Source organism: Streptomyces sp. ITFR-16 (genome assembly GCF_031844705.1).
In the GTDB taxonomy this organism is placed as follows: domain Bacteria; phylum Actinomycetota; class Actinomycetes; order Streptomycetales; family Streptomycetaceae; genus Streptomyces.
On sequence record NZ_CP134609.1, the window covers coordinates 1,570,042 to 1,594,455 of the forward strand.

The window sequence follows — 24,414 nt, forward strand, 5'->3', positions numbered from 1 at the left end:
GTCGGGCGCGGAGCCCCGATGACCTTTACGTGTAAGGGGCTTTCACCCTCCGTCTCGGGGTGCGACCGGTCCGCAAGGCGGAGAAGGCACCCCACCGGCTCCGCAGGGAGCAGGAGGAGAAGGCTTGATTCCGCCCCTACGTTCGAAGCAGAGACGGCGGCGGTGGGCCGGTGTCGGTCGCGAGGGGGCAAGTCCGTGATGGGGAAAGTGGATTCGGCACGCGGCGGGGGGCCGCGGGTGCGGGGCATCGCCGCCCGGGCGGGCGGCTGGAGCGCACGGCACCGCTGGGCGGCCGTGACCATCTGGGTGCTGTTCGTCGTCCTCGCCATGGGGCTCGGCTCCGCCGCCGGCCGGGTCGATGTGAAGGAGAGCGACCAGCTGTCCGGCGAGGTGGGCCGGGCCGTGCAGATCATCGAGGACGCGGGGCTCAAGGACCCGGCGGGCGAGACCGTCCTCATCCAGGCGCAGGGCACGGACGGGAAGAGTGCGGCCGAGGCGACCGCACCGGAGTTCCGCGCGGCGGTGGACGCCGTGATCGAGGCGGTGCAGGCCACCGGTGAAGTCACGGCGGTGACCTCGCCGTACACGACGAGGACCATCTCGGCCGACGGGCACAGCGCGCTGGTCCAGTTCGAGATGCGCGGCGACCCCGAGACCGCGAGCGAGCGCGTCGAGCCGGTGCTGAAGGCCGTGGCCGAGGTGGACGGGGAGCACGACGGGCTGGTGATCGAGGAGATCGGCGGCGCGAGCATGGGCAAGACCTTCGACGACGCCTTCGGCAACGACTTCCAGCGGGCCGAACTCTCCGCCGTGCCGGTCGCGCTCGGCATCCTGCTGATCGCCTTCGGCGCGCTGGTCGCCGCGCTGCTCCCGGTGGCTCTGGCGCTCACCGCGATCATCGCGACGATGGGCCTGATGGGCGTGGTGAGCCATCTCCAGCCGATGAGCGACACGGCGAACTCCGTGATGCTGCTGGTCGGTCTGGCCGTCGGCGTCGACTACTGCCTGTTCTATCTGCGCCGGGAGCGCGAGGAGCGGGCCAAGGGGCGGGACGCCCGGACCGCGCTGATGATCGCCGCCGCGACCAGTGGCCGCGCGATCGTCGTCTCCGGGGTGACGGTCTGTGTCGCGATGGCGGGCATGCTCTTCACCGGGCTCGCGGAGTTCGAGGCGATGGGACTGGCCTCGCTCATGGTGGTCGCGGTCGCCATGGTCGGCTCGGTCACCGTGCTGCCCGCGCTGCTCTCGCTGCTCGGCGAGCGGGTCGAGAAGGGCCGGGTGCCGTTCCTGAGCCGCCTCAAGGGTGCGAAGCGGGGCGTCGCCGACGGCGAGAGCCGGGTGTGGCGTGCGGTGCTCGATGTGGTGCTGCGCCGCCCCTGGACCGCGCTGGTGGTCGCCGCGGGCGCGCTGGCCGCGCTCGCGCTTCCCGCGCTCGGCATGCACACCCAGAACCTCACGCTGGACCAGGAGTTCGGCGACTCGCTGCCGATCGTACGGACCTACGACCGGCTCAACGAGGCCTTCCCCGGCGGCGCCGACCCGGCCCAGGTCGTGGTGAAGGCGGACGACATCGGCGCGGCGCCCGTGCGCCGGGCACTGGACGAGTTCCGCCGGCAGGCCGTGGCCTCGGGCGCCTCGAAGGGCCCGGTGGACATGGTCACGCACGACGCGGAGAACATCGCGGTGATCGACGTACCGCTGGTCGGCGGCTCCGACCAGGACCGGGCCGTCAGGAGCCTGGACCTGCTGCGCGACACCGTACGCCCGGCGACGCTCGGCAGGGTCGCGGGCGTCGAGGCACCGATCACCGGCCAGGTCGCCGGGTCGAAGGACTTCAACGACCAGATCGTCGGCGCGGTCGTGCCGGTCTTCGTCTTCGTGGTCGTCTTCGCCTTCCTGCTGATGCTGCTCTGCTTCCGCTCCCTGACGATCGCCGTCACCTCCATCGTGCTCAACCTGCTCTCGGTGGGGGCGGCCTACGGCATTCTGACCGCCGTCTTCCAGCACGGCTGGGGTGCCTCGCTGGTCGGCGCGGAGGGCGTCGGGGCGATCATCTCCTGGCTGCCGCTGTTCCTCTTCGTCATCCTCTTCGGGCTCTCGATGGACTACCACGTCTTCGTGGTCTCCCGGATCCGTGAGGCGCGGCTGCAGGGCCGCACCACCCGGGACGCCATCGCCCACGGCGTGGTGACGACGGCCGGAGTGGTGACCAGCGCGGCCGTGATCATGGTCGCCGTCTTCGCGATCTTCGGCACGCTGTCGATGCAGTCCATGAAGCAGATGGGGGTGGGCCTGGCGGCGGCCGTGCTGATCGACGCCACGATCATCCGGGGCATCCTGCTCCCCGCGGTCATGGCCCTGCTGGACGAGCGCAACTGGTACTTCCCGCACTGGCTGCGCCGGCTGCCGGACCTGACCCACGACGAGTCGTACGACGACCTCCCGGTCGCGGCGGCCCCGGCGCACGCCGTGGACGCCCCGCACGGGGACGACGAGCCGGAGCGGGTCGGGGCCTGATCCGCGCCCGTCCTGCGCCCGTCCTGCCCCGGGAGGCGCTCCCGGGGCAGGACGGGCGTGTTCAGCGCTGGTAGCGGGCCAGCACCCGGTTGCCGTCCACGACCAGACGCTTCTTCAGCTCGGCCGCGTCGATCGCGCCGCTGTAGTACTCCTGGAGCGCGGGGGTGGCGACCTTGTCCTTCCACTCGGGGTAGCCGCGCACGGACTGGGCCGGCGCGGAGCGCAGCGCCCCGGCGAGGGCGGCGCCGGTCGCCCAGCCCCGGTCCCGGGTGTGCAGCGAGGGGTCGGCCAGCGCCTCGGTGCCGGTCGGCAGCATCCAGTCCCCCTTGGCCAGCCGCACCATGTTGGCGGGCCGCAGCAGGAAGTCGATGAACTCCACGGCCTCCTTCTTGTGCGGGCTGTCCTCGGCGACGGACAGGGTCTGCGGGCTCACCCCCTGGGCCAGTCCCTCGCTGCCGGCCGGCGCGGGCAGCACCGTCCACTCGAAGCCCTTCGGTGCCTGCTCGACCACCTGCTGCCGGTAGGAGAACCCGAGCGGCACCATCGCGTACTTGCCGCCGAACAGGCCGGGGAGCGTGTCGCCGCCGCCCATGCCGAGGGCGGTGCGGGCGGCGCTGTGGTCGGTGTTGACCTGGTCGTGGATGGTCCCGGGGACCACCTGGTCGCCCCGGTCCGCCGCGAGCGTGACCTTGCCGTCGGCGCCCCGGTGGAACAGCTCGCCGCCCGCCGAGAGACCGAGGTTGAGGGTGACGGAGACCGGCTCCTTGAGCGGCCAGGCGATCCCGTAACGGCCCTTGCCGGTCAGTTCCTTGGTGACCCGGCGGAACTCCGGCCAGCTCCAGGGCTTCTCCGGGGTCGGGATGCGGACTCCCGAGTCCTTGAGAATCCTGGTGTTGGCGATGAGGACCCTCGGCTCCTGGAGGAACGGGACCCCGTAGACCCCGCCGTCGAAGGTGGTGGTCTGCCAGCTCTGCCGGGGGATGTCCGCGCTCAGCCGGTCCGGCAGGAGCGTGCGCAGATCGGCGAGGTAGCCGCCGTACGCGAAGTCCGCGAGGTCGTCGGAGGCGTCATGGATGACATCGGGCGCCTCGTCCCCCTCGAAGGAGGTGAGGAGCTGGTCGTGGACGCTGTCCCAGCTGCCCTGGACGTACTGGACCTGGACGTCGGGATGGCTCGCGTTCCACTCCTTCACCAGCCGCTTGTTGATGTCGACCGACTCCTTCTGCCAGGCCAGCGACTGGAAGCGGAGGTGGATCCTCCCGTCGGGCCGGCCGTCGCCGCCCCCGCCGCATCCGGTGAGCAGCAGGGCGAGCGCGGTGGCGGCGGCCGCCGTGCGTACGAGTGCGCGCATCAGCTCTTCACCGCCCCGGCCAGCATGCCGCCCGTGATCCGCCGCTGGATGACGGCGAACAGGACGAGCGAGGGAAGGGTGGCGAGGAACGCGGCGGCGGCGAGGGGCCCGAGGTCGCTCGCGCCCTCCGCGCCGAGGAAGTGGGTCAGGACGACCGGCAGGGTCTGCTTCTCCGGGGTCTTGAGCAGGACGAGCGCGAAGAAGAACTCGTTCCACGCGGTGATGAACGCGAAGAGCGCCGTGGCGACGATCCCGGGGGCCAGCAGCGGGGCGGTCACCGAGACGAGGGTCCGCAGCCTGCCCGCCCCGTCGACCGCCGCGGCCTCCTCCAGTTCGCGCGGCACGGCCCGTACGTAGCCGACGAGCATCCAGAGCGCGAAGGGCAGCGCCCACACGACGTAGACCATGATCAGCCCCCACAGGGTGTTGATCAGATGCAGCTGCTTGAGGACCAGGAAGAGCGGGATGATCAGCAGGACGAAGGGGAACGCCTGGCTGACCACGACCCAGCCGGTGGCGGCCGTGGAGAGCCGCGAGCGGTGGCGGGCCATCACATAGGCCATCGGGGTGGCGATGACGACGGCGATGACCCCGGCCGACAGGGCGGCGATCAGCGAGTTGGCGGCGGCCCGGAGCAGCGGCTGCTCGTCGAAGGCCTGCCGGAAGTTGTCCAGCGTCGGGTGTTCGGGGATCCAGGTCGGATGCAGGGAGCCCAGCTCGGGCGCCGGTTTGAAGGCGGTCGAGATCAGCCAGAGGAACGGGAACGCCAGGAAGACGAGATAGCAGAGCAGCGCCGCGTACTGCCCGGCGCGGGTGGTTCCGCTGGTGCGCGGACTCATCGGTCGTCGCCTCCCCCGAGCCGTCCGGCGAGATACACGGCGAGGATCACGGAGATCACCGCGACCATCACACAGCCCATCGCCGCGGCGTAGCCGAACTGTCCGTACCTAAAGGCCTCTTCGTACGCGAAGAGCATCGGCAGCCGGGTCCGGCCGCCGGGACCGCCGTTGGTCAGCACATAGACCAGGGCGAAGGAGTTGAAGTTCCAGATGAAGTTGAGGGCCGTGATGGAGAGGGCCACCGGCTTGAGCGCGGGCCAGGTGACGGTACGGAAGCGGCGCCAGGCGCCCGCACCGTCCAGGGCGGCGGCCTCGTGGAGTTCGCGCGGGGTGTTCTGCAGGCCGGCCAGCAGGGCGACCGTGGTCTGCGGCATGCCGGCCCAGACCCCGACGAGGATCACCGCGGGCAGGGCGGTGGCGAGCCCGGTCAGCCAGTCGCGGCCGTCGCCCAGGCCGAGGTCGCGAAGGGTCTCGTTGAGGATGCCGGCGTCCGGGTTGTAGACGAGCCGCCACATGATGCCGACGACGACCTCGGGCATCGCCCAGGGGATGATCGCCAGCGCCCGGGCCAGCCAGCGCATCCGCAGGTTCTCGTTGAGCAGCAGGGCGAGGCCGAGGGCCAGCACGAACTGCGGGACGGTGACGCCGACCGCCCAGACCAGGCCGATCCGGAACGACTCCCAGAACAGCCCGTCGTGGAGCAGGTCCTGGAAGTTCAGCGTGCCGACCCACTGGGTGGACCTGGTGCGGCCCGACTGGGAGTCGGTGAAGGCGAGCGCGATGCCGTAGAGCAGGGGGCCGACGCTCAGTACCAGGATCGGGATCAGGGCGGGCAGCACCAGGAACCAGGTTCCGGCGTTGCGCGCGGGTCCCCGGGGCGGTCCGCCCGGCGGGCCGTGTCTCCCCGACTGCACGGTTGCACTCGCCAATGTCATGGATGCGACCCCCTTGCGTCATCCGCCGATTTTATCCCGATCTGGCCGCTCAGGTGGCCCCCGTCATCGTGCTGACGGGCCGTGGGTTCGTCAAGGCAACCTGCACAGATGCGAAAATCGGATCCATGAACGAGATGGAAGCGCGCGAGGTACTGACCGCTGCCGGACACTCCGGCGACGCGGAGCTGCTCGCGCTGGGCGAGAACGCGGTGTTCGCCGCCGGAGACCTGGTGGTCAAGGTCGGCCGCGACGCCGTGCGCAGCCCCGAGCTGCGCGAGCGGGCCGAGCGCGAGGTGGCCGTGGCCCGCTGGCTCGCCGCGTCCGGCGTCCCCGCCGTGCGGGCCGCCGAGCCCGGGGCGCGGCTGGTCGAGGGGCATCCCGTGACGCTCTGGCACCGGCTGCCCGAGGCCGTGCGGCCCGCCGAGCCGAGGGATCTGGCGCCCCTGCTCACCGCCGTGCACGCGCTGACCGAGCCCGAGGACTTCACCCTGCCCCGCCGCGAGCTGCTGGGCGGTGTCGAGCGCTGGCTGCGCCTGGCGGGCGAGGCGATCGACCCGGCCGACGCGGCGTATCTGCGCGAGCGCCGCGACGGCTTCGCGACGGCGGCCGCCGCACTGGTCCCCCATCTGGCCCCGGGCCCGATCCACGGCGACGCGCTGGCGCGCAACGTCCATGTCGGGCCCGACGGGCCGGTCCTGGTGGACCTGGAGACCTTCGCCGCGGACCTGCGCGAACACGATCTGGTGGTCCTCGCCCTGTCCCGGGACCGGTACGGGCTCCCGGCCGCGTCCTACGACGCGTTCACCGAGGCGTACGGCTGGGACGTGCGGGAGTGGGACGGGTGCGGGGTGCTGCGGGGTGCCCGGGAGACGGCGAGCTGTGCGTGGGTCGCCCAGCATGCGCCGTCCAGCCCGAAGGCGCTCGCGGAGTTCCGCCGCCGCGTGGCATCGCTGCGGGACGGTGACACGGCGGTGCGGTGGTACCCGTTCTGACCGTGTTGTCCTCAATTGAGGACAACACGGACGGGCATGACGCCCGCTGTCAGCCGGCCGTGCGCACCGGCTCCCGGAGCGGCCAGTGGTCGTCGATGACCGCGTCCGCCGTGCCCTTGCGGCGCAGGAACTGCTGGAAGTCGGCGGCCCACTCCGCGTACCAGGTGATCTGGCGCTCGTGGAGCTGCGCCGCCGACAGCGCGGCCACCGACGCGTGCCGGGCGGCTATCGCGTACGCCACCCGCACCGCGGCCAGCGCGTCCGCCCCGGCGTCGTGCGCTCCCCCGTGCACCACGCCGTACTCGACGCAGACCGCCTCCAGGTTGCGCTTGCCCTTGCGGTAGCGCTCGACGGCGCGGTCGATCGTGTACGGGTCGATGACCGGACCGATCGCGGCACCGCCCAGCCGGTCGCTGAGCGAGGGCAGTCCGTGCCGGTGCAACTCCGCCGTGAGCAGCGTCAGGTCGAACGCCGCGTTGTACGCGACGACCGGGACGCCCCGGCGCCAGTACCCGGCCAGCGTGTCGGCGATCTCGTCGGCCACCTCGCGCACCGGACGCCCCTCCGCCGCCGCCCGCTCGCTGCTGATGCCGTGGATCGCGGAGGCCTGGGCGGGGATTCTGATCCCCGGATCGGCCAGCCAGGTGTGCCGCTCGGCCGGCTCGCCGTCGCTGCCGTCGACGGCGACGACCGCGGCCGTCACGATCCTGGCCTCCAGCGGTTCCGTCCCCGTCGTCTCCAGGTCGAAGCCGACCAGCGCATGCCGGTGCCAGCTCATCCCGTACCTCCTTCGTGGTGCTCCCCCAGATGACGACCACCCTCGCACGGGCCACTGACAACGCCCGGGACGGCCCCTCAGGAGACCGGCCGGGAGTCCGTCCACACGGACTCGAACTCCTCGCGGTACGTCTCGAACAGACCGTGCTCGTACCCCTGCCCCGCCCGGACCACCGCCCGGCCGCCGCCGCGCAGCACCAGCACCGGTGCCTCCATGCCGCGGGCCCGGCGCAGATAGGTCTGGACGACCCCCACGGCGTCCGCGCCGTCGCCGTCCACCAGATAGGCCGTGAAGCGCGGGGTCTCGTCGAAGACATGGATCTCGAAGGCGCCGGGGTCGCGGAGCTTGGAGCGGACCCGGCGCATATGGAGGATGTTCATCTCCACCGACCGGCTCAGCTCGCCCTTCTTCAGGCCCAGCTCGCGTTCGCGCCGCTTGACGGCGCTGCTGGCCGGGTTGATGAACAGCAGCCGGATCCGGCAGCCCGACTCGGCCAGCCGGATCAGCCGGCGGCCGGAGAAGTTCTGCACCAGCAGATTGAGGCCTATGCCGATGGCGTCCAGCCGGCGCGCGTCGCCGAAGAGGTCCTCGGCGGGCAGCTGGCGCTGGAGCCGCACCCGGTCGGAGTGGACGGAGACCACGTCCGCGTACCGGTCCCCGACGAGGTCCTCCACCGCGTCGACCGGGAGCCGGTCGGAGGAGGGCACGGCAGCCCCGCTGCCCAGCATCTTCAGCAGCCGGGCGGAGGCTCGCTCGGCCTGGGCGAGCACCGCCTCGTTGAGCGCGCGGTTGCGGGAGACCACGTTGCGGGCGACCTCCAGCTCGTCGAGAGCCAGCTCGACATCGCGGCGGTCGTCGAAGTAGGGCTCGAAGCAGGGCCAGTGCTGGACCATCAGCTCGCGCAGCTGGGGCAGTGTCAGGAAGCTCAGGACGTTGTCGTCGGCCGGGTCCAGCAGATAGCCCTTGCGGCGGGAGACCTCGCGCACGGCGACGGCGCGCTGCACCCACTCCTGCCCGGCGGGCCCTGCCGCGGCCACCACCCAGTCCTCGCCGTGCACGGGCTCGTAGATGGGCCGGAGCACGGCGGCGACGACGGCCCGCAGCCGCTGCTCGACGAGATTCAGCCAGATGTAGGCACGCCCGGCCCGCTGTGCGCGCGTGCGCACCTCGCTCCAGGCCTCCGCGCCCCAGTCCAGTTCCGCACCGATCTCCAGGGGCTGCGCCAGCGAGACCGCCCCGGGCGGGACATCGGCCGTGTCCCCCTCGTGACCCGTGTCACCTGGGGGCAGCTCGAACCCTCCCGAGCTCACCCGCGCACCGCCTTCCACTCCCCCACCAACGATCAAGGAAGGGTACTCCGGGAGCGGGAGCCGGTGCAGCCGGATGCACAGGCTCCTTTCTCAACTCCCCTATTGTGCAAGCCCGTTCCGGGCGGCGAGATCTGCCGGAGTGAGCGGATTCATAGTGATTAAACACCCCACCCCAAGCCGCATACCGGACAGTGGCCCGACCGGGGGTGCCGGATTCCGGTTCCGGGCGACACGGAGGGGCCCGATGTTGACCGGACCGAGTGCGGTCCTAGGTAAGGGCCGTACTTTCGGGGAAGATCTGCCCCAGGGAGCCCGCATTCCTCAGGCAACCGCATCAGAAGTGGAAGAGTCGAATCTATGCAGGTCTGGCCGGGACAGGCGTACCCCCTCGGTGCCACGTACGACGGCGCCGGGACCAACTTCGCGGTCTTCTCGGAGGCCGCCCACCGAATCGAGTTGTGCCTGCTGCACGACGACGGTTCCGAGACGGCGGTGGAGCTGAGAGAGACCGACGCGTTCGTCCGCCATGCCTATCTGCCCGGGGTGATGCCCGGTCAGCGGTACGGATTCCGGGTGCACGGGCCGTACGAACCGCAGCGGGGCGCGCGCTGCAACTCCGCCAAGCTGCTCCTGGACCCGTACGCACGGGCCGTGTCCGGGCAGATCAAGTGGGGCGAGGCGGTGTACGGCTATCCGTTCGGCCGGCCCGACGCGCGCAACGACCTCGACTCGGCCCCGCACACGATGAGCTCGGTCGTGGTCAATCCGTACTTCGACTGGGGCGACGACCGCCGCCCCCGTACGGACTACCACCGCACGGTGATCTACGAGGCCCATGTGAAGGGCCTGACGATGCTCCATCCGGGGCTGCCCAAGGAACTGCGCGGGACGTACGCCGGGCTGGCGCATCCGGAGGTCATCGCCCATCTGACGGAGCTGGGCGTCACGGCCATCGAATTAATGCCGGTGCACCAGTTCGTGCAGGACCACCGGCTGGCGGACGCGGGGCTCGCCAACTACTGGGGTTACAACACCATCGGCTTCTTCGCCCCGCACAACGCCTACGCCTCCTGGGGCGACCGGGGCGAGCAGGTGCTCGAGTTCAAGCAGGCCGTGCGCGCGCTGCACCAGGCAGGCATCGAGGTGATCCTCGACGTGGTCTACAACCACACCGCCGAGGGCAATCACCTGGGGCCCACGCTCTCCTTCCGGGGCCTGGACAACGCCTCGTACTACCGGCTCGCCGACGACCAGCGCTACTACATGGACACCACGGGGACCGGGAACTCCCTGCTCATGCGCTCCCCGCACGTGCTCCAGCTGATCATGGACTCGCTGCGGTACTGGGTGACCGAGATGCATGTGGACGGCTTCCGCTTCGACCTGGCGGCCACGCTGGCCCGTCAGTTCCACGAGGTGGACCGGCTGTCGTCGTTCTTCGACCTGGTGCAGCAGGACCCGGTGGTCAGCCAGGTGAAGCTGATCGCCGAGCCGTGGGACGTGGGCGAGGGCGGCTACCAGGTGGGGAACTTCCCGCCGCTGTGGACCGAGTGGAACGGGAAGTACCGGGACACGGTCCGCGACCTGTGGCGCGGTGAGCCGAGGACGCTGGCCGAGTTCGCCGGTCGGCTGACCGGGTCCTCGGACCTGTACCAGGACGACGGGCGGCGCCCGCTGGCCTCGATCAACTTCACCACCTGCCACGACGGCTTCACCCTGCACGACCTGGTCGCGTACAACGACAAGCACAACGAGGCCAACGGCGAGGGCAACCGGGACGGCGAGAGCCACAACCGCTCCTGGAACTGCGGGGCGGAGGGCGAGACGGACCGGCCCGAGGTGCTGGAGCTGCGCGAGCGTCAGATGCGCAACTTCATTGCCACGCTGATGCTGTCCCAGGGGGTGCCGATGCTGAGCCACGGCGACGAGTTCGGCCGCACGCAGAAGGGCAACAACAACGCCTACTGCCAGGACAGCGAGCTGTCCTGGGTGCACTGGCCCGTGCCGGGCGAGACGGCGGAGGAGGAGGGCACAGAGGGCGGCGAAGGCAGCGAGGGCGGGGACGCGCAGGGCAGCAGTCTGCTGGAGTTCACCCGGGCGATGGTGTGGCTGCGCCGCGACCATCCGGTCTTCCGGCGCCGGCGGTTCTTCCACGGACGCCCGGTGGAGGGCACCCACGACGAGCTGTCCGACATCGCCTGGTTCACTCCCGAGGGCCAGGAGATGACCCAGCGGGACTGGCAGGCGGCGCACGCCAAGGCGCTGACCGTGTTCCTCAACGGGCACGCGATCTCGGAGCCGGGGCCGCGCGGGGAGCGGATCTCCGACGACTCGTTCCTGCTGATGTTCAACGCGAGCGCCGAGACGCTGGAATTCGCCGTGCCCGTCAACCACGGACGCCAGTGGCACGCGGTCGTGGACACGGCACGCCCGGTCGGGGTGCTGACCGGGGCCGGGCCGAAGGTGGCGGCGGGCGATCGGGTGACGCTGGTGGGACGCAGCATGGTGGTGCTCCAGCGGCCCGCGTAGGGCGGTGCGCCGGGCCGCCGGTCGGGCCCTTGTCGGTGAAGGGATGACACAGGCGGCCCGGATCTGGGTACGAACGTTCCCATGACGCCTTCCGCCACGTACCGGCTCCAGCTGCAGCCGGAGTTCCCGTTCTCGGCCGCCGAGGACGCCGTGCCGTACATCGCCTCGCTCGGCGTCTCCCATCTGCATCTGTCGCCGGTGCTCCAGGCCGTGCCCGGCTCGCTGCACGGCTACGACGTCACCGACCACGGCCGGGTCAGTGCCGAGCTGGGCGGTGAGGAGGGGCTGCGCCGGCTGTCCCGCACCGCCCGGGAGCACGGCCTCGGGCTGGTCCTCGACATCGTGCCCAACCACATGGCGGCCGATCCCCGGCACAACCACGCCCTGCGCGAGGTCCTGCGCGAGGGGCCCGGCTCCCCCTACGCCCGCTGGTTCGACATCGACTGGGCGGCCGGCGACGGGAAGGTCCTGCTGCCCGTGCTCGCCGGGCGGATCGGGGACGAGCTGGGCCGGCTGCGGGTCGACGGGGAGGTGCTGCGCTACGGCGAGCTGGAGTTCCCGCTGCGGGAGGGCACCGCCCGTCTCGACCTGCCCGAGCTGCTGGACGCCCAGCACTACCGGCTCGGCTGGTGGCGGCTGGCCAGGACCGAGCTGAACTACCGGCGGTTCTTCACCATCTCGGAGCTGATCGGGGTGCGGGTGGAGGACCCCGAGGTCTTCGACGCCTCCCACGCCAAGATCCTCGAACTGATCCGGGACGGGGTCGTGGACGGCCTGCGGATCGACCACCCGGACGGGCTCGCCGACCCGGCCGGCTATCTGGAGCGGCTCTCCCGGGAGAGCGGCGGGGTCTGGACGGTGGTGGAGAAGATCCTCACCGGACCCGAGCCGCTGCCGGCCGGCTGGGCCGTGGCGGGGACGACGGGGTACGACGCGCTGCACCGGATCGACGGCCTGTTCACCGACCCGGCGGGCGCGGCGGAGCTGGCCGAGCGCTACCGGGAGTCCGCGTCCCCGGCGGGCGACCGGGGCGGCTACTGGCAGGCGACCGTGCGCCGGGCGGCGTACCGCGTGGTCACCCATGAGCTGGCCGCCGAGACCGAGCTGCTGACCCGGCTGGCCTCCCGCGTCTGCGCCGGGGACCCCGCCCTGCGCGACCACGCCCCCTGGGCGCTGCGCACGGCCGTGCGCGAACTCCTGGTCCGTGTCCCGGTCTACCGTCCGTACGTGACGGCCGGCCGGCCCTGCTCCGCGTCCGCGGAGGCGACGCTGACGGCTGCGGCGGTCGGCGACGCCAAGGCGGCGTTCCCGGTACGGGAGGAGGCCTCGGCCGTCGACGTGGTGCGGGAGCTGGCGCTCGGGCGGCTCGGCGGGGGCGAGGACCGGGCGGCGTTCAGCGCCCGGTTCGCCCAGACCGCGTCCGCGCTGCGCGCCAAGGCGGTCGAGGACACCGCGTACTACCGCTACATGCCGCTGATCTCGGCGAACGAGGTGGGTGGTGACCCGGGCAGCCCGGGGGTGGAGCCGGCGGACTTCCACGCGTTCTGCACCCGGCTCGCCCGGGACTGGCCGGCCACGGGCACGGTGCTGACCACGCACGACACCAAGCGCAGCGCCGATGTCCGCGCGGGCGTCGCGGTGCTGTCCCAGGTCCCGGAGCGGTGGGCGCGGCTGGTGGCGGAGCTGGCCAGGGCGGCGCCCGCCGCGCCCGATCCGGAGCTGGCCTGGCAGGCGTGGCAGACCGCGGTCGGCTGTGTGGGGATGCCGGCCGGGGAGCGGGCGGAGCGGCTGGAGCCGGCGCTGCTGAAGGCGGTGCGCGAGTCGGGGCTGTTCACCAGCTGGACCGAGCCCGATCCGATGTACGAGCGGGTGGCCACGGACTTCGTCGCGGCGGGTCCGGCCGCCGGCGCCGGTCCGGCCCGGGCGCTCCTGGAGGAGTTCGCGGGGACGCTCGCCCCGCATGTGCGGGCCAACGCGCTGGGCGCGGCGCTGGTGCATCTGACGATGCCGGGGGTGCCGGACCTCTACCAGGGCACCGAGCGCACCTATCTGGCGCTGGTCGACCCGGACAACCGGCGGCCGTTCCGCCGGCCGTCGGCCCTCGCGCCCGCCGACGAGAAGGCCGCGCTCACGGAGGCGGCGCTGCGGCTGCGCCGGGAGCGGCCCGGGGTGTTCGGCGAGTCGGGTACGTACGCGGCGCTGGGTGCGTCCGGGCCGGCGGCGGACCACTGTCTGGCGTTCTGCCGGTCCGGCGAGGTGGTCACGGCGGTGACCCGGCTCTCGCTGCGGCTCGCGGAGTCGGGCGGCTGGCGCGGGACGGAGCTGGCGCTGCCGGACGACGGGGTGTGGCGGGACCTGCTGACGCCGGGGCGCAAGTTCTCCGGCGGCGCGGTGCAGGCGGCCGAGCTGTTCGCGGAGCGGCCGGTGGCGCTGCTCATCCGGGACGGACGAGCAGGGAGCGCGGACCGCGCGTGAGCAGGCCGGTCGCGGCCGGGCGGAAGCCGTCCGCCCAGCGCAGTCCGGGCATCGCGTCGAGCAGCGCCCGCACGCCCTGTTCGGCCTCCAGCCGGCCGAGCGCGACGGCGGGGCAGCCCGCAGGGCCGCCCGTGGCCCGGTCCTGGTCGGTGCGGAACGGGTCGAACGTGTCGGGCGCGGCGAACCGCTCCGGGTCGCGGCCCGCCGCGCCGACCAGGCAGGCGACGGGCGCCCGCGCGGGCAGCGTGCCGCCGCTCAGGGTGACCTCGGTGGCGGTGCGGCGCAGCACGATCTGCACGGGCGGGTCACGGCGCAGCGACTCCGTCCAGGCCCGGCCGGCCAGGGCGGGTTCGACGCGCAGGGCGGCCAGCAGATCGGGGTCGTCCAGCAGATTGGCGAGGAAGGAGGCGAGTGCGGTCTCGCGCAGCGCGGTCCGCCGGGTGCAGGGCCCTTCGCCGGGCCCGGTGGGCGCCCCGGCCGGCAGCCAGCGGCAGAACTCCTCGACCAGGTCCGCCTGCCGGCGTCCGGCGATGCGCCTGGCCAGCACATAGGCGGTGCGCTGCACGCGCTCGGCGAGGTGCGGCGGGACGGTGCCGGTCACCACCGTGTAGCGGTCGCGTGGCAGGCAGCGGGCGTTGCCGTGGCAGAGGCCGAGGGGCGCGGGGCCGCCGCGCGGCGCGCCGTCGTGCGGGAAGCCGGTGAACCTCGGGTCGGTGAGGGCGGTGGCCACGTCGTCGTACCGGCTGATCAGCCAGGCGCCCAGCGGGGCGTCGTAGCTGAGCGGGTGGCGCTCGCGCAGCACCCGGTAGAAGCGGTACGGATCACGGGCGGCGCCGGGGGCGAGGAGGCTGGGTCCGGTGCGGGTGGTCCGGCGCGGGGTCACCCGTCGTTCGGGCGAGGCGGTCGGGGCCGGTATCTCTCCGGGCGCGTCGGCCTGCATGGCGTACCCCCGGGGTGAGTCGGTGCGCCGGTGCGCGGCGCGGTCCCCTCCAGGGGACCACCCGGCCGGTCCCGGCGCAGTCGGCGGGCGGCCGTCCGGGTGACGCGGGGCGTCGTCCCCCGGCCGGCGGGGCGGTGGCTGCGGCGGCGGCGCCGGCCGGCCCGACCCGGGCGTTACCCGGGCGGGCGGAGCGCCGGCGCGGAGAGCCGGAACATCATCCGGCCGAAGCTCACCTGGTCGCCCTCGCGCACCGGGACGGTGCCGGTGACGCGCCGGCCGTTGACGCAGGTGCCGTTGGTGGAGCCGAGGTCGCGCAGCAGCCACCGGCCGCCCTGCGCGGTGAGTTCGGCGTGCGCCCGGGAGACCGTCTCGTGGCTGAGGCGCAGGCCGTTGCCGGGGTCGCGGCCGATGCGCAGGGGGTGCGGGCTCGGCCCCGGCAGCAGCAGCTTGGGCAGCCGCTCGGCCCGCCAGGCTCTGCGGACCCGCTCCGGGAAGCCGGAGACCCCGCCCACGAGCCGCAACAGGCCCCGCGACCAACGGGCTTCGCTCTCCAGGTCGGCGGTGAGCGCCTCCAACTCGTCGGCGCGGCTGGTGGAAAGGGCCACCTCCATGCGCCGCATGAAGGTGTCCTGGGAGAGCCTGCCCTGCGCCGCACCCTCCCTGAGCACACCGAGAACACGGTCGCGCTGGGCGTCGGACAGCCGCGCGGGATACGTGTGGGACTCGAAGGAGGACGTCACACGCCAATTGTCGGGCCGACCGGCCCGGGGTGTCCAGAAGAACCTTGCTTTCCGCCCTCCTGACCTGCGCGGGCCCGCCGCCGAGGACGCCCGCGATATCCGGGGGCGCCCCGCGCGGGGCGTTGCTAGGGTCGGCCGCCGTGCCGTCCGGCGACCGCCGTGACGAGCCCGTACACCCCTGGGGGATTTGTGCCCGACGCACCACTCGGCCTGACCATCCGTCCGCTCACCGGTCCGGAGGAGCTCGGACTCTTCCTCGGACTTCCCTACGTCCTGGACCATGAACTGGCGGGCGACCTCGCCTCGGGGCGCCGCCGCCCGGAATGGATGTGGGTGGCGCTGCGCGGCGAGCGGCTCGTCGCCCGGATCGCGTGGTGGAGCCGGGAGGGCAGGGAGCCCTTCCTCCTCGACTTCTTCGACCTGGACGACACCCTGCCCCGGGCGGAGCGCGAGGAGGCGGGGCTGCGGCTGGTGGAGGCGGCGACGGCCGCGGTCGTGCCGGCGGGTGCGCCCCGGCCCGAGTACGGGCGGTACGTGCCGCCGGACTGGCGGGAGGACCCGGTGGTCCTCGACAGCGTGGAGGCCAGGATCCGGGTCATGGAGCGCACCGGCGCCCGGATGCTCGTGGAGCGGCTGCGTCTGGAGTGGCGTCCCGGCACCCCGGTGCCGGCGGACAGCGGGCGGCTGCGGTTCCGTCAGGTCGCCGACCGCGAGGACCTGGTCGCGCTGATGACGCCGGTGATGGAGGGCACGCTCGACGCGCACGGCCGGCAGGATCTGGCGTCCGGCCTGTCGGCGCGCGAGGCGGCGGAGCAGCAGTACGACGAGGAGCTGGCGGGCTACCCGACCCCGCGGGAGTGGTGGCGCATCGCGGAGCTGCCGGACGGTGAGCCCGTCGGCTTCGTGATCCCGGCGCGCAACAGCTACAACCCGATCATCGCGTACATCGGGGTGCTGCCGGCGCGGCGCGGGCACGGCTACATCGACGACATCCTCGCCGAGGGCACCCGGGTGCTCGCGGCCCAGGAGGGCGTGGAGCGCATCCGGGCCGCGACCGACCTCGGCAACGTACCGATGGCGAAGTCCTTCGCGCGCCTGGGGTACGTCAACTTCGAGCGCGCCTTCGACATGGTGTGGGACGCCTGACCACCCGTCACTCCCCCTGGGAGCGCTGGGCCTTGATGACGTCGCGGTACCAGGCGTAGGAGTCCTTGGGGGTGCGGCGCAGGGTCTCGTAGTCGATGTGGACCAGGCCGAAGCGCTTGCTGACGCCCTCGGTCCACTCGATGTTGTCGGTGAGGGACCAGGTGAAGTAGCCGCGGACGTCCACGCCCGCGTCGATCGCCTCGCGCAGTGCCTTGAGGTGGCCGTCGAGGAACGCGATCCGGCGGGTGTCCGCGGCGGGTTCGTCGACGGCGCAGCCGTTCTCGGTGATGTAGAGCGGCGGGAGCCGGTCGCCGTAGCGGTCGCGCAGCTGGACGAGGGTCTCGCGCAGCCCGTCGGGGACGACGGGCCAGCCGAAGTCCGTCTTCTCGTATCCCTCGATCTCCCTGATGCCGAAGGGGAGTTCGGCGGGCATGCCGAAGCCGGCGAAGGTGTCGAGGGAGTCGCCCCGGGGGGCGCCGACGAGGGTGGGGTTGTAGTAGTTGACGCCGTACCAGTCGAGCCGGGCCGAGATGGTCCGCAGATCGTCCTCGACCGGGCCCGGCATCAGGGCGGCGAAGTTGTCGTCGGGGTAGCGGCCGGTCAGCAGCGGGTCCGCGAACAGCCGGTTGGTGAGCGTGTCGTACAGCTCGGCGCCGAAGCGGTCCTCGTCGGACTCCCCGGCGGTCCAGACCGGGGAGTGCGAGACGGCTGCCCCGATGTTGTCCGCGCCGGCGGCCCGCAGCGCCCGCACGGCCAGGCCGTGGGCCAGGAGCTGGTGGTGGGCGGCGGGCAGCGCGTCGAAGAGGAGGGCGCGGCCGGGGGCGTGCTCGCCGAGCGCGTAGCCCAGCATGGTCACTTCGGCGGGCTCGTTGATCGTGATCCACATGGGGACGCGGTCGGCAAGCCGTTCGGCGACGATGCCCGCGTACTCGGCGAAGCGGTAGGCCGTGTCCCGGTTGAGCCAGCCCCCTGCCTCGTCCAGCGGGAGCGGGGTGTCCCAGTGGTAGAGGGTGGGCGCCGGGGTGATGCCGTGGGCGCAGAGTTCGTCGACGAGGCGGTCGTAGAAGTCGAGCCCCTGCGGGTTGACGGGTCCGCTGCCGCCCGGGACCACGCGCGGCCAGCTCACCGAGAACCGGAAGGCGTCGGCGCCGAGCCCCGCCAGCAGGGCGACGTCCTCGCGGTAGTGCCGGTGGAAGCCGGTGCCCCGGCTGGTGTCGGTGCCGTCCTTGATCCGTCCGGGCTGCGCGGCGAAGGCGTCCCAGCCGGACGGTCCCTTGCCGTCGGTGTCGGCGGCGCCCTCCGTCTGGAACGCGGAGGCGGAGGCTCCCCAGAGGAATCCCGGCGGGAACAACGGCACGGTCATCTCGGCCTCCACAGCCTGAAGAGGGAGTGCGTAGGGCGGAACCTGGCAGGGCAATGATCAGAACCAGACCTTAATCGCCAGTAATGGGCTCGATCCAGTGTCGTGGGTGAGAGATCGCGCCTTCTGCCGACCATGGGGCGGTACGGCCATCCGGCGGTACGGCCGCGGGGGCGGCACACGGAGACGAGGGAGCGCTGCATGTTGTTCGAGGTGTGGGCACCGGACGCGGAGTCGGCCGTGCTGCGGCTGGCGGGTGAGCGGCTGGCCATGGAGCGCGACCCGGTCCGGGCGGGCTGGTGGACCGCCGAGGCCGAGGCCGCGGACGGCGACCGTTACGGCTTCGCCCTCGACGGCGGGCCGGTGCACCCCGACCCGCGCTCGCGCCGCCAGCCGGACGGGCCGGACGGCGAGTCGGCCGTCGTCGACCAGGACGCGTACGTCTGGCGCACCGACTGGGCGGGGCGCGGGCTGCCGGGTGCCGTGCTGTACGAACTGCACATCGGCACGTACACCCCCGAGGGCACCTTCGACGCGGCGGCCGCACGGCTGGGGCATCTGGCCGAGCTGGGCATCACCCATGTCTCGCTGATGCCGGTCTGCCCCTTCCCGGGCGTCAACGGCTGGGGGTACGAGGGGGTGTCGCTGTGGGCCGTGCACGAGCCGTACGGCGGCCCCGAGGGACTTAAGCGCTTTGTCGACACGGCGCACGGGCTCGGGCTCGCCGTCGTCCTGGACGTGGTCCACAACCACCTGGGCCCGTCCGGCAATTACCTGCCCGCCTTCGGTCCGTACTTCACCGAGACGCACCACACCCCGTGGGGCGCGGCGGTCAATCTGGACGCGCCGGGCTCGGACGAGGTGCGGGCCTTCCTGCTGGGCAGCGCCCTGGCCTGGCTGCGGGACTACCGACTCGACGGGCTGCGGCTGGACGCGGTCCACGCGCTGGCCGACACCCGGGCGCTGACCTTCCTGGAGGAGCTGTCGGCCGCGACCGACGCGCTCTCGGCCGAGCTGGGGCGCCCGCTCGCACTGATCGCGGAGTCCGACCTGTGCGACCCGCGCACCACGACCCCGCGCGCGTCCGGGGGGCTCGGGCTGCACGCCCAGTGGAACGACGACTTCCACCACTGTCTGCACACCGCGCTGACCGGGGAGGCCCAGGGCTACTACGCGGACTTCGCCGCCGCCCCGCTGGCCGGGCTCGCCAAGACCGTGACGCACGCCTTCTTCCACGACGGCACGTACTCCAGCTTCCGGGGCCGCACGCACGGCCGCCCCGTCGATGTCACCCGCACCTCCGCCCACCGCTTCGTCGGCTACGCCCAGACCCATGACCAGATCGGCAACCGGGCCCTCGGCGACCGGCTCGCCGCCTCCCTCTCCCCCGGCCTGCTGGCCTGCGCGGCGGCTCTCGTGCTGACCGGGCCCTTCACCCCGATGCTGTTCATGGGCGAGGAGTGGGGCGCCCGTACGCCCTGGCAGTTCTTCACCGACCACACCGACCCGGAGCTGGCCGAGGCCGTACGCACCGGCAGGCGGCGGGAGTTCGGGGCGCACGGCTGGGCCGAGGAGGACATCCCGGACCCCCAGGACCCGGCCACCCGCGACCGCTCCTGCCTGGACTGGAGCGAACCCGCGCGGGAGCCGCACGCCCGGCTGCACGCCTGGTACCGCGAGCTGATCGCGCTGCGCCGCGCGATGCCCGACCTCCGCGACCCGGATCTGGCGACCGTGAAACCCGCGTACGACGACGGGGCGCGCTGGCTGGCCTTCCGCCGGGGCGATCTGCGGGTCGCGGTCAACCTCGACGAGAAGCCGGCCACGATCCCGCTGGGCGGCGGGGGCCGGGTGCTGGCCGCCTGGCTGCCGGTCGAGCCGCCGGGCCCGGACGGGGCGCTGCGGCTGCCGGCGGAGTCCTGCGTGGTGCTGGCCGACGGCTGAGCCGGGCGCCTTCCGGGGCCGGCTACTCGACGATCGCCAGCTCGCGGGCGGTGGCGTTGAGGCGCCGCCCGCCGTCCTCGGTGACGGTGACGATGTCCTCGATGCGGACGCCGAAGCGGCCCGGCAGATAGATGCCGGGCTCCACGGAGAAGCACATGCCGGGGACCAGCGGCTGCTCCTCGCCCTCGATCATGTACGGCGGTTCATGGGTGGTGACGCCGATGCCGTGCCCGGTGCGGTGGATGAAGCGCTCGCCGTAGCCGAACTCGGTGATGACCGCGCGGGCGGCGCGGTCGATCTCCTGGCAGGCGACACCGGGACGCACGGCGTTGCAGCCCGCCTCCTGCGCCTCGCGCACGATGTCGTGGACCCGCTGCTCCTCGGCGGTGGGTTCGCCGACATGGACCGTACGGGAGGTGTCGGAGCCGTAGCCGTGCTTGAGGCCGCCGAAGTCGAGGACGACCATGTCGCCCCGCTCGATCGTCCGCGTCCCCGCCTCGTGGTGCGGGTTGGCGCCGTTGGGGCCGGAGCCGACCACGGTGAAGTCGACCTGGGAGTGCCCGAACTCGGTGAGCAGCCGGGCCAGGTCGGCGGCGACGTCGGTCTCCTTGCGGCCGGCGAAGCGGACCTTGAGGATCTCCTCGTATGTGGCGTCGGCGGCGGCCCCGGCGGCGGCGATCCGCTCCAGCTCATGGGCGTCCTTCACCGCGCGGAGCATCGGCAGCACCTCGGTGAGGGAGGCGTACGAGGTGCCGGGCAGCAGCTGCTGGAAACCCAGCAGGTGCATCGCCCAGGCGTTGTCGCTGATCCCGAACCGGCCCTGCGCGTCCAGCAGCGGGGCGGTGACGGCGTACGGGTCCTTGCCGTCGGTCCAGTCCCGCAGGGTCAGGGCGGGCGCGCCGACGGCCTTCTCCGCGTCCGGGGCCTCCAGCGTGGGTACGACCAGGACCGGGTCCTGGCCCGCCGCGAGGACGAGGACGGTGAGGCGCTCGGTGATCGCCGTGGGCTGATAGCCGGTCAGGTGGACGAGGTCGGGGCCGGGCGCGACCAGCACGCCGGCGAGTCCGGCGGCGGCGGCGCTCTCGGCGGCCCGCTCCATCCGGGCCCGGTAGTCGTCGGCGGTGAAGGGCACGGGCTGGTTCGGGCTGGACATGCGGAACCTCCTGGCGGCGCGGAACGGCTCTCTCATCCTGCCCGCCCGGCAGCGGGGGCGCGAGTGGTCAGGGGCACGGATCAGCCACGGCCCGTACGACCAGATCGGCGCGGTCTCGGCCCGGGGCGACGAGGCGGGCGTTGGCCTCGTCGGACCGGGCCACCCAGCGCTCCGCCTCCGCCCGCGCCCTGCCGAACCGCACATGCCGCTCGACGAGCCGGCGCACCCGCACATCCGGGTCCAGCTCCAGGAACCACACCTCGTCGAGCAGCCCGCGCACGGGCGCCCAGGCGCCCTCGCCGTGCAGCAGGTAGTTCCCCTCGGTGACCACGAGCGGGACGTCCGGAGATACCGGGACGGACCCGGCGACCGGCTCCTCCAGGGCCCGGTCGAAGGCGGGGGCGTACACGACGGTCCCCGGCTCGGGCGTCCGCAGCCGCCGCAGGAGGGCGGCGTACCCGGCGGCGTCGAAGGTGTCGGGGGCGCCCTTGCGGTCCGCGCGGCCGAGCCGGGCCAGCTCGGCCCGCGCGAGGTGGAAGCCGTCCATGGGCACGAGGACGGCGCGCGGCCCGAGGGCCCCGACGAGCCGGCCGGCCAGGGTGGACTTGCCGGCGCCGGGCGGTCCGGCGATGCCGAGGATGCGGCGCTCGCCCGCCCGGGCGAGCCGCCGGGCGCGGGCGGTCAGCCCGGCGAGGTCACTGGAGTCCATGCCGGATAGTGTCCGTCACGGGCCCGCACGCCCCACCCCACTCCCCTCCCCTTCCATCCTCTCCATCCCTTCCGTCCCAAGGATCCGCATGTCCCACATCGCCCTGGTCACTCTTGTCGTCCATGACTACGACGAGGCCCTGGCCTTCTACACCGACGCCCTCGGCTTCGAGCTGGTGGAGGACACCGACCGGGGCGACGGCTCCCGCTGGGTGGTGGTGCGCCCGCGCGGCACGCAGGGCACAGGGCTGCTGCTGGCCCGTGCCAAGGACGAGGCGCAGTCGGCGAGCGTCGGGGCGCAGACGGGCGGCCGGGTCGGCTTCTTCCTGCACACGGAGGACTTCGCGGCCGACCACGCCCGCATGACGGCGGCCGGGGTGCGGTTCCTGGAGGAGCCCCGGCACGAGGTCTACGGCTCGGTCGCGGTCTTCGAGGACCTGTACGGCAACCGCTGGGACCTGCTCCAGCCCGCGTGAGCGGCGGCCGGGGCCGGGCCGGTGCTCAGTCCGTCCCGCGCCCCAGGCCGACCCCGCCCGCCGTCCCCGCCAGCGCGTCCAGCACCGGTGCGATCAGTGGATGCGCCTCCGCGCCCCGGCGCACGGCGGCGAAGACCCGGCGGGTGGGTGCGCTGCCCCGTACCGGGCGGACCACCACGCCCGCCAGCGCCATCCCGCGCAGCGCGGTGCGCGGCACCAGGGCCACTCCGGCGCCGGCGCCGGCGAGGGCGACCACGGCGTGGAAGTCGTCCGATGAGTGTTCGAGGTCGGGTGCGAAACCGGCGTACTCGCAGGCCAGGACGACCACGTCGTGGCAGGGGTTGCCGGGGTAGGGGCCGATCCAGGCGTCCTTCGCCAGGTCGGCGACCGCCACCTGCTCCTGGCCGGCCAGCCGGTGTCCGACCGGCAGCACCGCGTCGAACGGCTCCGAGTACAGCGGTACGCGGGTCAGGCGCCGGTCGTCCTCGCCGGGGGCGCCCCGGTACTCGACGGCGACCGCGACATCGACCTGCCGGTCCAGCACCATCGGGACGCTCGCGTCGCCCTCCGCGTCCTGGACGCGGACCTTGATGCCGGGGGCCGTGGTGTTCAGCGCGGCGATGGCGGGGGCGAGGACCAGGCCGATGCCGGTGGCGAACGCGGCGACCGTGACCGTCCCGGCGTCGCCCGCGCCGTAGGCGGCGAGTTCCGCCTCGGCCCGCTCCAGCTGGGCGAGCACCGCGTTGGCGTGGGTCAGCAGGATCTCCCCTGCGGGGGTGAGACGGGCGCCCCGGGCGCCGCGCTCGACCAGCCGGTGGCCGGTCTCCTGCTCCAGGGCGGCGAGCTGCTGGGAGACGGCGGACGGGGTCAGATACAGCGCGGCGGCCGCGGCGGTCACCGTGCGGTGGTCCGCCACGGCCCGCAGGATGCGCAGCCGCCGTGCGTCGATCATGTGCCCCATTGTCCCAGGTCGCGGAGGGCGTCCGGGACGCCCTCCGCGGTGCGGGACTACGCGTCCAAAGCCGCCCGCGCGTCGACGAAGGCGTCCACGGCACGGTTCACGTCCGCCGTGGAGTGGGCGGCGGAGAGCTGGACGCGGATGCGGGCCGCGCCCTGCGGCACGACCGGGTAGGAGAACCCGATCACGTACACACCGCGCTCCAGGAGCAGCTCCGCCATCCGGCCTGCCTTCGCCGCGTCCCCGATCATCACGGGGGCGATGGCGTGGTCGCCGGGCAGGACGTCGAAGCCTTCCTCGGTCATCCGGGTACGGAAGAGCGCGGTGTTGGCGTTGAGCCGCTCGCGCAGGTCGCCCGCGGACTCCAGCAGGTCGATGACCTTGAGGGAGGCGGCGGTGATGACCGGGGCGAGCGAGTTCGAGAAGAGGTACGGGCGCGAGCGCTGGCGCAGCAGGGCGACGATCTCGGCACGGGCGGCGACATAGCCGCCGGAGGCGCCGCCGAGCGCCTTGCCGAGGGTGCCGGTGATGATGTCGACGCGGTCCATGACGCCGTGCAGCTCGGGGGTGCCGCGCCCGCCGGGGCCGACGAAGCCGACGGCGTGCGAGTCGTCGACCATGACCATGGCGTCGTAGCGCTCGGCGAGTTCGCAGATCTCGCGCAGCGGGGCGACGTAGCCGTCCATGGAGAAGACGCCGTCGGTGACGACGAGGCGGCGCCGGGCCCCGGACGCCTCCTTGAGCTGCTGCTCCAGGTCGGCCATGTCGCGGTTGGCGTAGCGGAAGCGCTTGGCCTTGGACAGCCGGATGCCGTCGATGATCGAGGCGTGGTTGAGGGCGTCGGAGATGACCGCGTCCTCCGCGCCGAGGAGGGTCTCGAAGACACCGCCGTTGGCGTCGAAGCAGGAGGAGTAGAGGATCGTGTCCTCCTGGCCCAGGAAGGAGGAGAGCCGCTGCTCCAGCTCCTTGTGGACCTCCTGGGTGCCGCAGATGAAGCGGACGGAGGCCATGCCGTAGCCCCAGCGGTCCAGCGCGTCGTGGGCGGCGGCGATCACGTCGGGGTGGTCGGCCAGGCCCAGGTAGTTGTTGGCGCAGAAGTTCAGCACCTCACCGGGGCGGCCTCCCGCGGTGACGGCCACGGTCGCGGACTGCGGAGTGCCGATGACGCGCTCGGGCTTGTGCAGACCGGCCGCCTCGATCTCTTCGAGGGTGGTGCGCAGGTCGTCGCGTACGGAGTCGAACATGCCGGTTCCTTAAGGGGTG

General features: G+C 73.1%; 19 protein-coding genes. 7 read left to right on the plus strand and 12 right to left on the minus strand.

The window, feature by feature from the left end; genetic code table 11:
• Positions 1–198: 198 nt before the first annotated feature.
• Complete coding sequence (locus tag RLT58_RS06975; RefSeq protein WP_311309518.1) at positions 199–2,517, plus strand: MMPL family transporter; 2,319 nt, start codon at positions 199–201, stop codon at positions 2,515–2,517.
• Between the two features lie 61 nt (positions 2,518–2,578).
• On the opposite strand, the gene RLT58_RS06980 is transcribed toward RLT58_RS06975, so the two are convergent.
• Genes RLT58_RS06980 through RLT58_RS06990 form a run of 3 tightly spaced genes read right to left on the minus strand, consistent with a single transcriptional unit; the run spans position 2,579 to position 5,642 of the window.
• Entirely contained in the window at positions 2,579–3,868 is a 1,290-nt protein-coding gene (locus RLT58_RS06980) for an ABC transporter substrate-binding protein (RefSeq protein ID WP_311309519.1), read from the minus strand.
• Positions 3,868–4,707, minus strand: a complete 840-nt coding sequence (locus RLT58_RS06985; protein ID WP_311309520.1) for a carbohydrate ABC transporter permease — start codon at positions 4,705–4,707, stop codon at positions 3,868–3,870. Before RLT58_RS06985 ends, RLT58_RS06980 begins: the two co-directional genes overlap by 1 nt.
• Complete coding sequence (locus RLT58_RS06990) at positions 4,704–5,642, minus strand: carbohydrate ABC transporter permease (protein ID WP_311309521.1); 939 nt, start codon at positions 5,640–5,642, stop codon at positions 4,704–4,706. Before RLT58_RS06990 ends, RLT58_RS06985 begins: the two co-directional genes overlap by 4 nt.
• Positions 5,643–5,767: 125 nt before the next feature.
• Between RLT58_RS06990 and RLT58_RS06995 the strand changes: the two genes are divergently transcribed.
• Entirely contained in the window at positions 5,768–6,634 is an 867-nt protein-coding gene (locus tag RLT58_RS06995) for a phosphotransferase enzyme family protein (protein WP_311309522.1), read from the plus strand.
• Positions 6,635–6,683: 49 nt separating this feature from the next.
• On the opposite strand, the gene RLT58_RS07000 is transcribed toward RLT58_RS06995, so the two are convergent.
• Together RLT58_RS07000 and RLT58_RS07005 are read right to left on the minus strand one after the other, a co-directional pair.
• A complete protein-coding gene (locus tag RLT58_RS07000; RefSeq protein ID WP_311309523.1) occupies positions 6,684–7,412 on the minus strand; it encodes a 3'-5' exonuclease in 729 nt (242 codons plus the stop codon).
• Positions 7,413–7,489: 77 nt separating this feature from the next.
• Positions 7,490–8,722 carry a DUF5919 domain-containing protein gene (locus RLT58_RS07005; protein WP_311309524.1) on the minus strand — a complete coding sequence of 411 codons (1,233 nt, stop codon included), beginning with the start codon at positions 8,720–8,722 and terminating at the stop codon, positions 7,490–7,492.
• 357 nt (positions 8,723–9,079) lie between these two features.
• Between RLT58_RS07005 and glgX the strand changes: the two genes are divergently transcribed.
• Together glgX and treY are read left to right on the plus strand one after the other, a co-directional pair.
• Positions 9,080–11,251, plus strand: coding sequence for a glycogen debranching protein GlgX (gene glgX, locus RLT58_RS07010; RefSeq protein ID WP_311309525.1), 2,172 nt, complete (start codon positions 9,080–9,082; stop codon positions 11,249–11,251).
• An 81-nt stretch (positions 11,252–11,332) separates the two neighbouring features.
• The gene (gene treY / locus RLT58_RS07015) at positions 11,333–13,726 is read left to right on the plus strand and encodes a malto-oligosyltrehalose synthase (protein WP_311309526.1); all 2,394 of its coding nucleotides are present in this window, start codon (positions 11,333–11,335) and stop codon (positions 13,724–13,726) included.
• Here treY and RLT58_RS07020 read toward each other — a convergent pair.
• Both RLT58_RS07020 and RLT58_RS07025 read right to left on the minus strand, forming a co-directional pair.
• Positions 13,686–14,666 (minus strand): cytochrome P450, encoded by a 981-nt coding sequence (locus RLT58_RS07020; RefSeq protein ID WP_311309527.1) that lies wholly within the window; start codon positions 14,664–14,666, stop codon positions 13,686–13,688. The genes treY and RLT58_RS07020 overlap by 41 nt on opposite strands.
• 173 nt (positions 14,667–14,839) lie before the next feature.
• Positions 14,840–15,406: an FHA domain-containing protein gene (locus RLT58_RS07025; RefSeq protein WP_311309528.1), complete on the minus strand. Its 567-nt coding sequence runs from the start codon at positions 15,404–15,406 to the stop codon at positions 14,840–14,842.
• A 189-nt stretch (positions 15,407–15,595) separates the two neighbouring features.
• Between RLT58_RS07025 and RLT58_RS07030 the strand changes: the two genes are divergently transcribed.
• Positions 15,596–16,552: a GNAT family N-acetyltransferase gene (locus RLT58_RS07030; protein ID WP_311309529.1), complete on the plus strand. Its 957-nt coding sequence runs from the start codon at positions 15,596–15,598 to the stop codon at positions 16,550–16,552.
• Positions 16,553–16,559: 7 nt separating this feature from the next.
• Here the strand turns inward: RLT58_RS07030 and RLT58_RS07035 are convergent, their stop codons facing one another.
• Positions 16,560–17,915: a GH1 family beta-glucosidase gene (locus tag RLT58_RS07035; protein WP_311309530.1), complete on the minus strand. Its 1,356-nt coding sequence runs from the start codon at positions 17,913–17,915 to the stop codon at positions 16,560–16,562.
• A gap of 198 nt (positions 17,916–18,113) precedes the next feature.
• Between RLT58_RS07035 and treZ the strand changes: the two genes are divergently transcribed.
• On the plus strand, positions 18,114–19,856 hold the full coding sequence (gene treZ, locus RLT58_RS07040) for a malto-oligosyltrehalose trehalohydrolase (RefSeq protein ID WP_311309531.1): 1,743 nt from the start codon (positions 18,114–18,116) through the stop codon (positions 19,854–19,856).
• Positions 19,857–19,878: 22 nt separating this feature from the next.
• Here treZ and RLT58_RS07045 read toward each other — a convergent pair whose 3' ends face one another.
• Complete coding sequence (locus RLT58_RS07045; protein ID WP_311309532.1) at positions 19,879–21,009, minus strand: M24 family metallopeptidase; 1,131 nt, start codon at positions 21,007–21,009, stop codon at positions 19,879–19,881.
• 67 nt (positions 21,010–21,076) lie between these two features.
• Positions 21,077–21,718 carry a nucleoside/nucleotide kinase family protein gene (locus tag RLT58_RS07050; protein ID WP_311309533.1) on the minus strand — a complete coding sequence of 214 codons (642 nt, stop codon included), beginning with the start codon at positions 21,716–21,718 and terminating at the stop codon, positions 21,077–21,079.
• Between the two features lie 88 nt (positions 21,719–21,806).
• On the opposite strand from RLT58_RS07050, the gene RLT58_RS07055 reads away from it, so the two are divergent.
• Positions 21,807–22,193 carry a VOC family protein gene (locus RLT58_RS07055; protein ID WP_311309534.1) on the plus strand — a complete coding sequence of 129 codons (387 nt, stop codon included), beginning with the start codon at positions 21,807–21,809 and terminating at the stop codon, positions 22,191–22,193.
• A gap of 25 nt (positions 22,194–22,218) precedes the next feature.
• Here RLT58_RS07055 and RLT58_RS07060 read toward each other — a convergent pair whose 3' ends face one another.
• Both RLT58_RS07060 and RLT58_RS07065 read right to left on the minus strand, forming a co-directional pair.
• On the minus strand, positions 22,219–23,145 hold the full coding sequence (locus RLT58_RS07060) for a LysR family transcriptional regulator (RefSeq protein WP_311309535.1): 927 nt from the start codon (positions 23,143–23,145) through the stop codon (positions 22,219–22,221).
• Positions 23,146–23,201: 56 nt separating this feature from the next.
• Positions 23,202–24,395, minus strand: a complete 1,194-nt coding sequence (locus tag RLT58_RS07065) for a glycine C-acetyltransferase (RefSeq protein ID WP_311309536.1) — start codon at positions 24,393–24,395, stop codon at positions 23,202–23,204.
• Between the last annotated feature and the right edge of the window lie 19 nt (positions 24,396–24,414).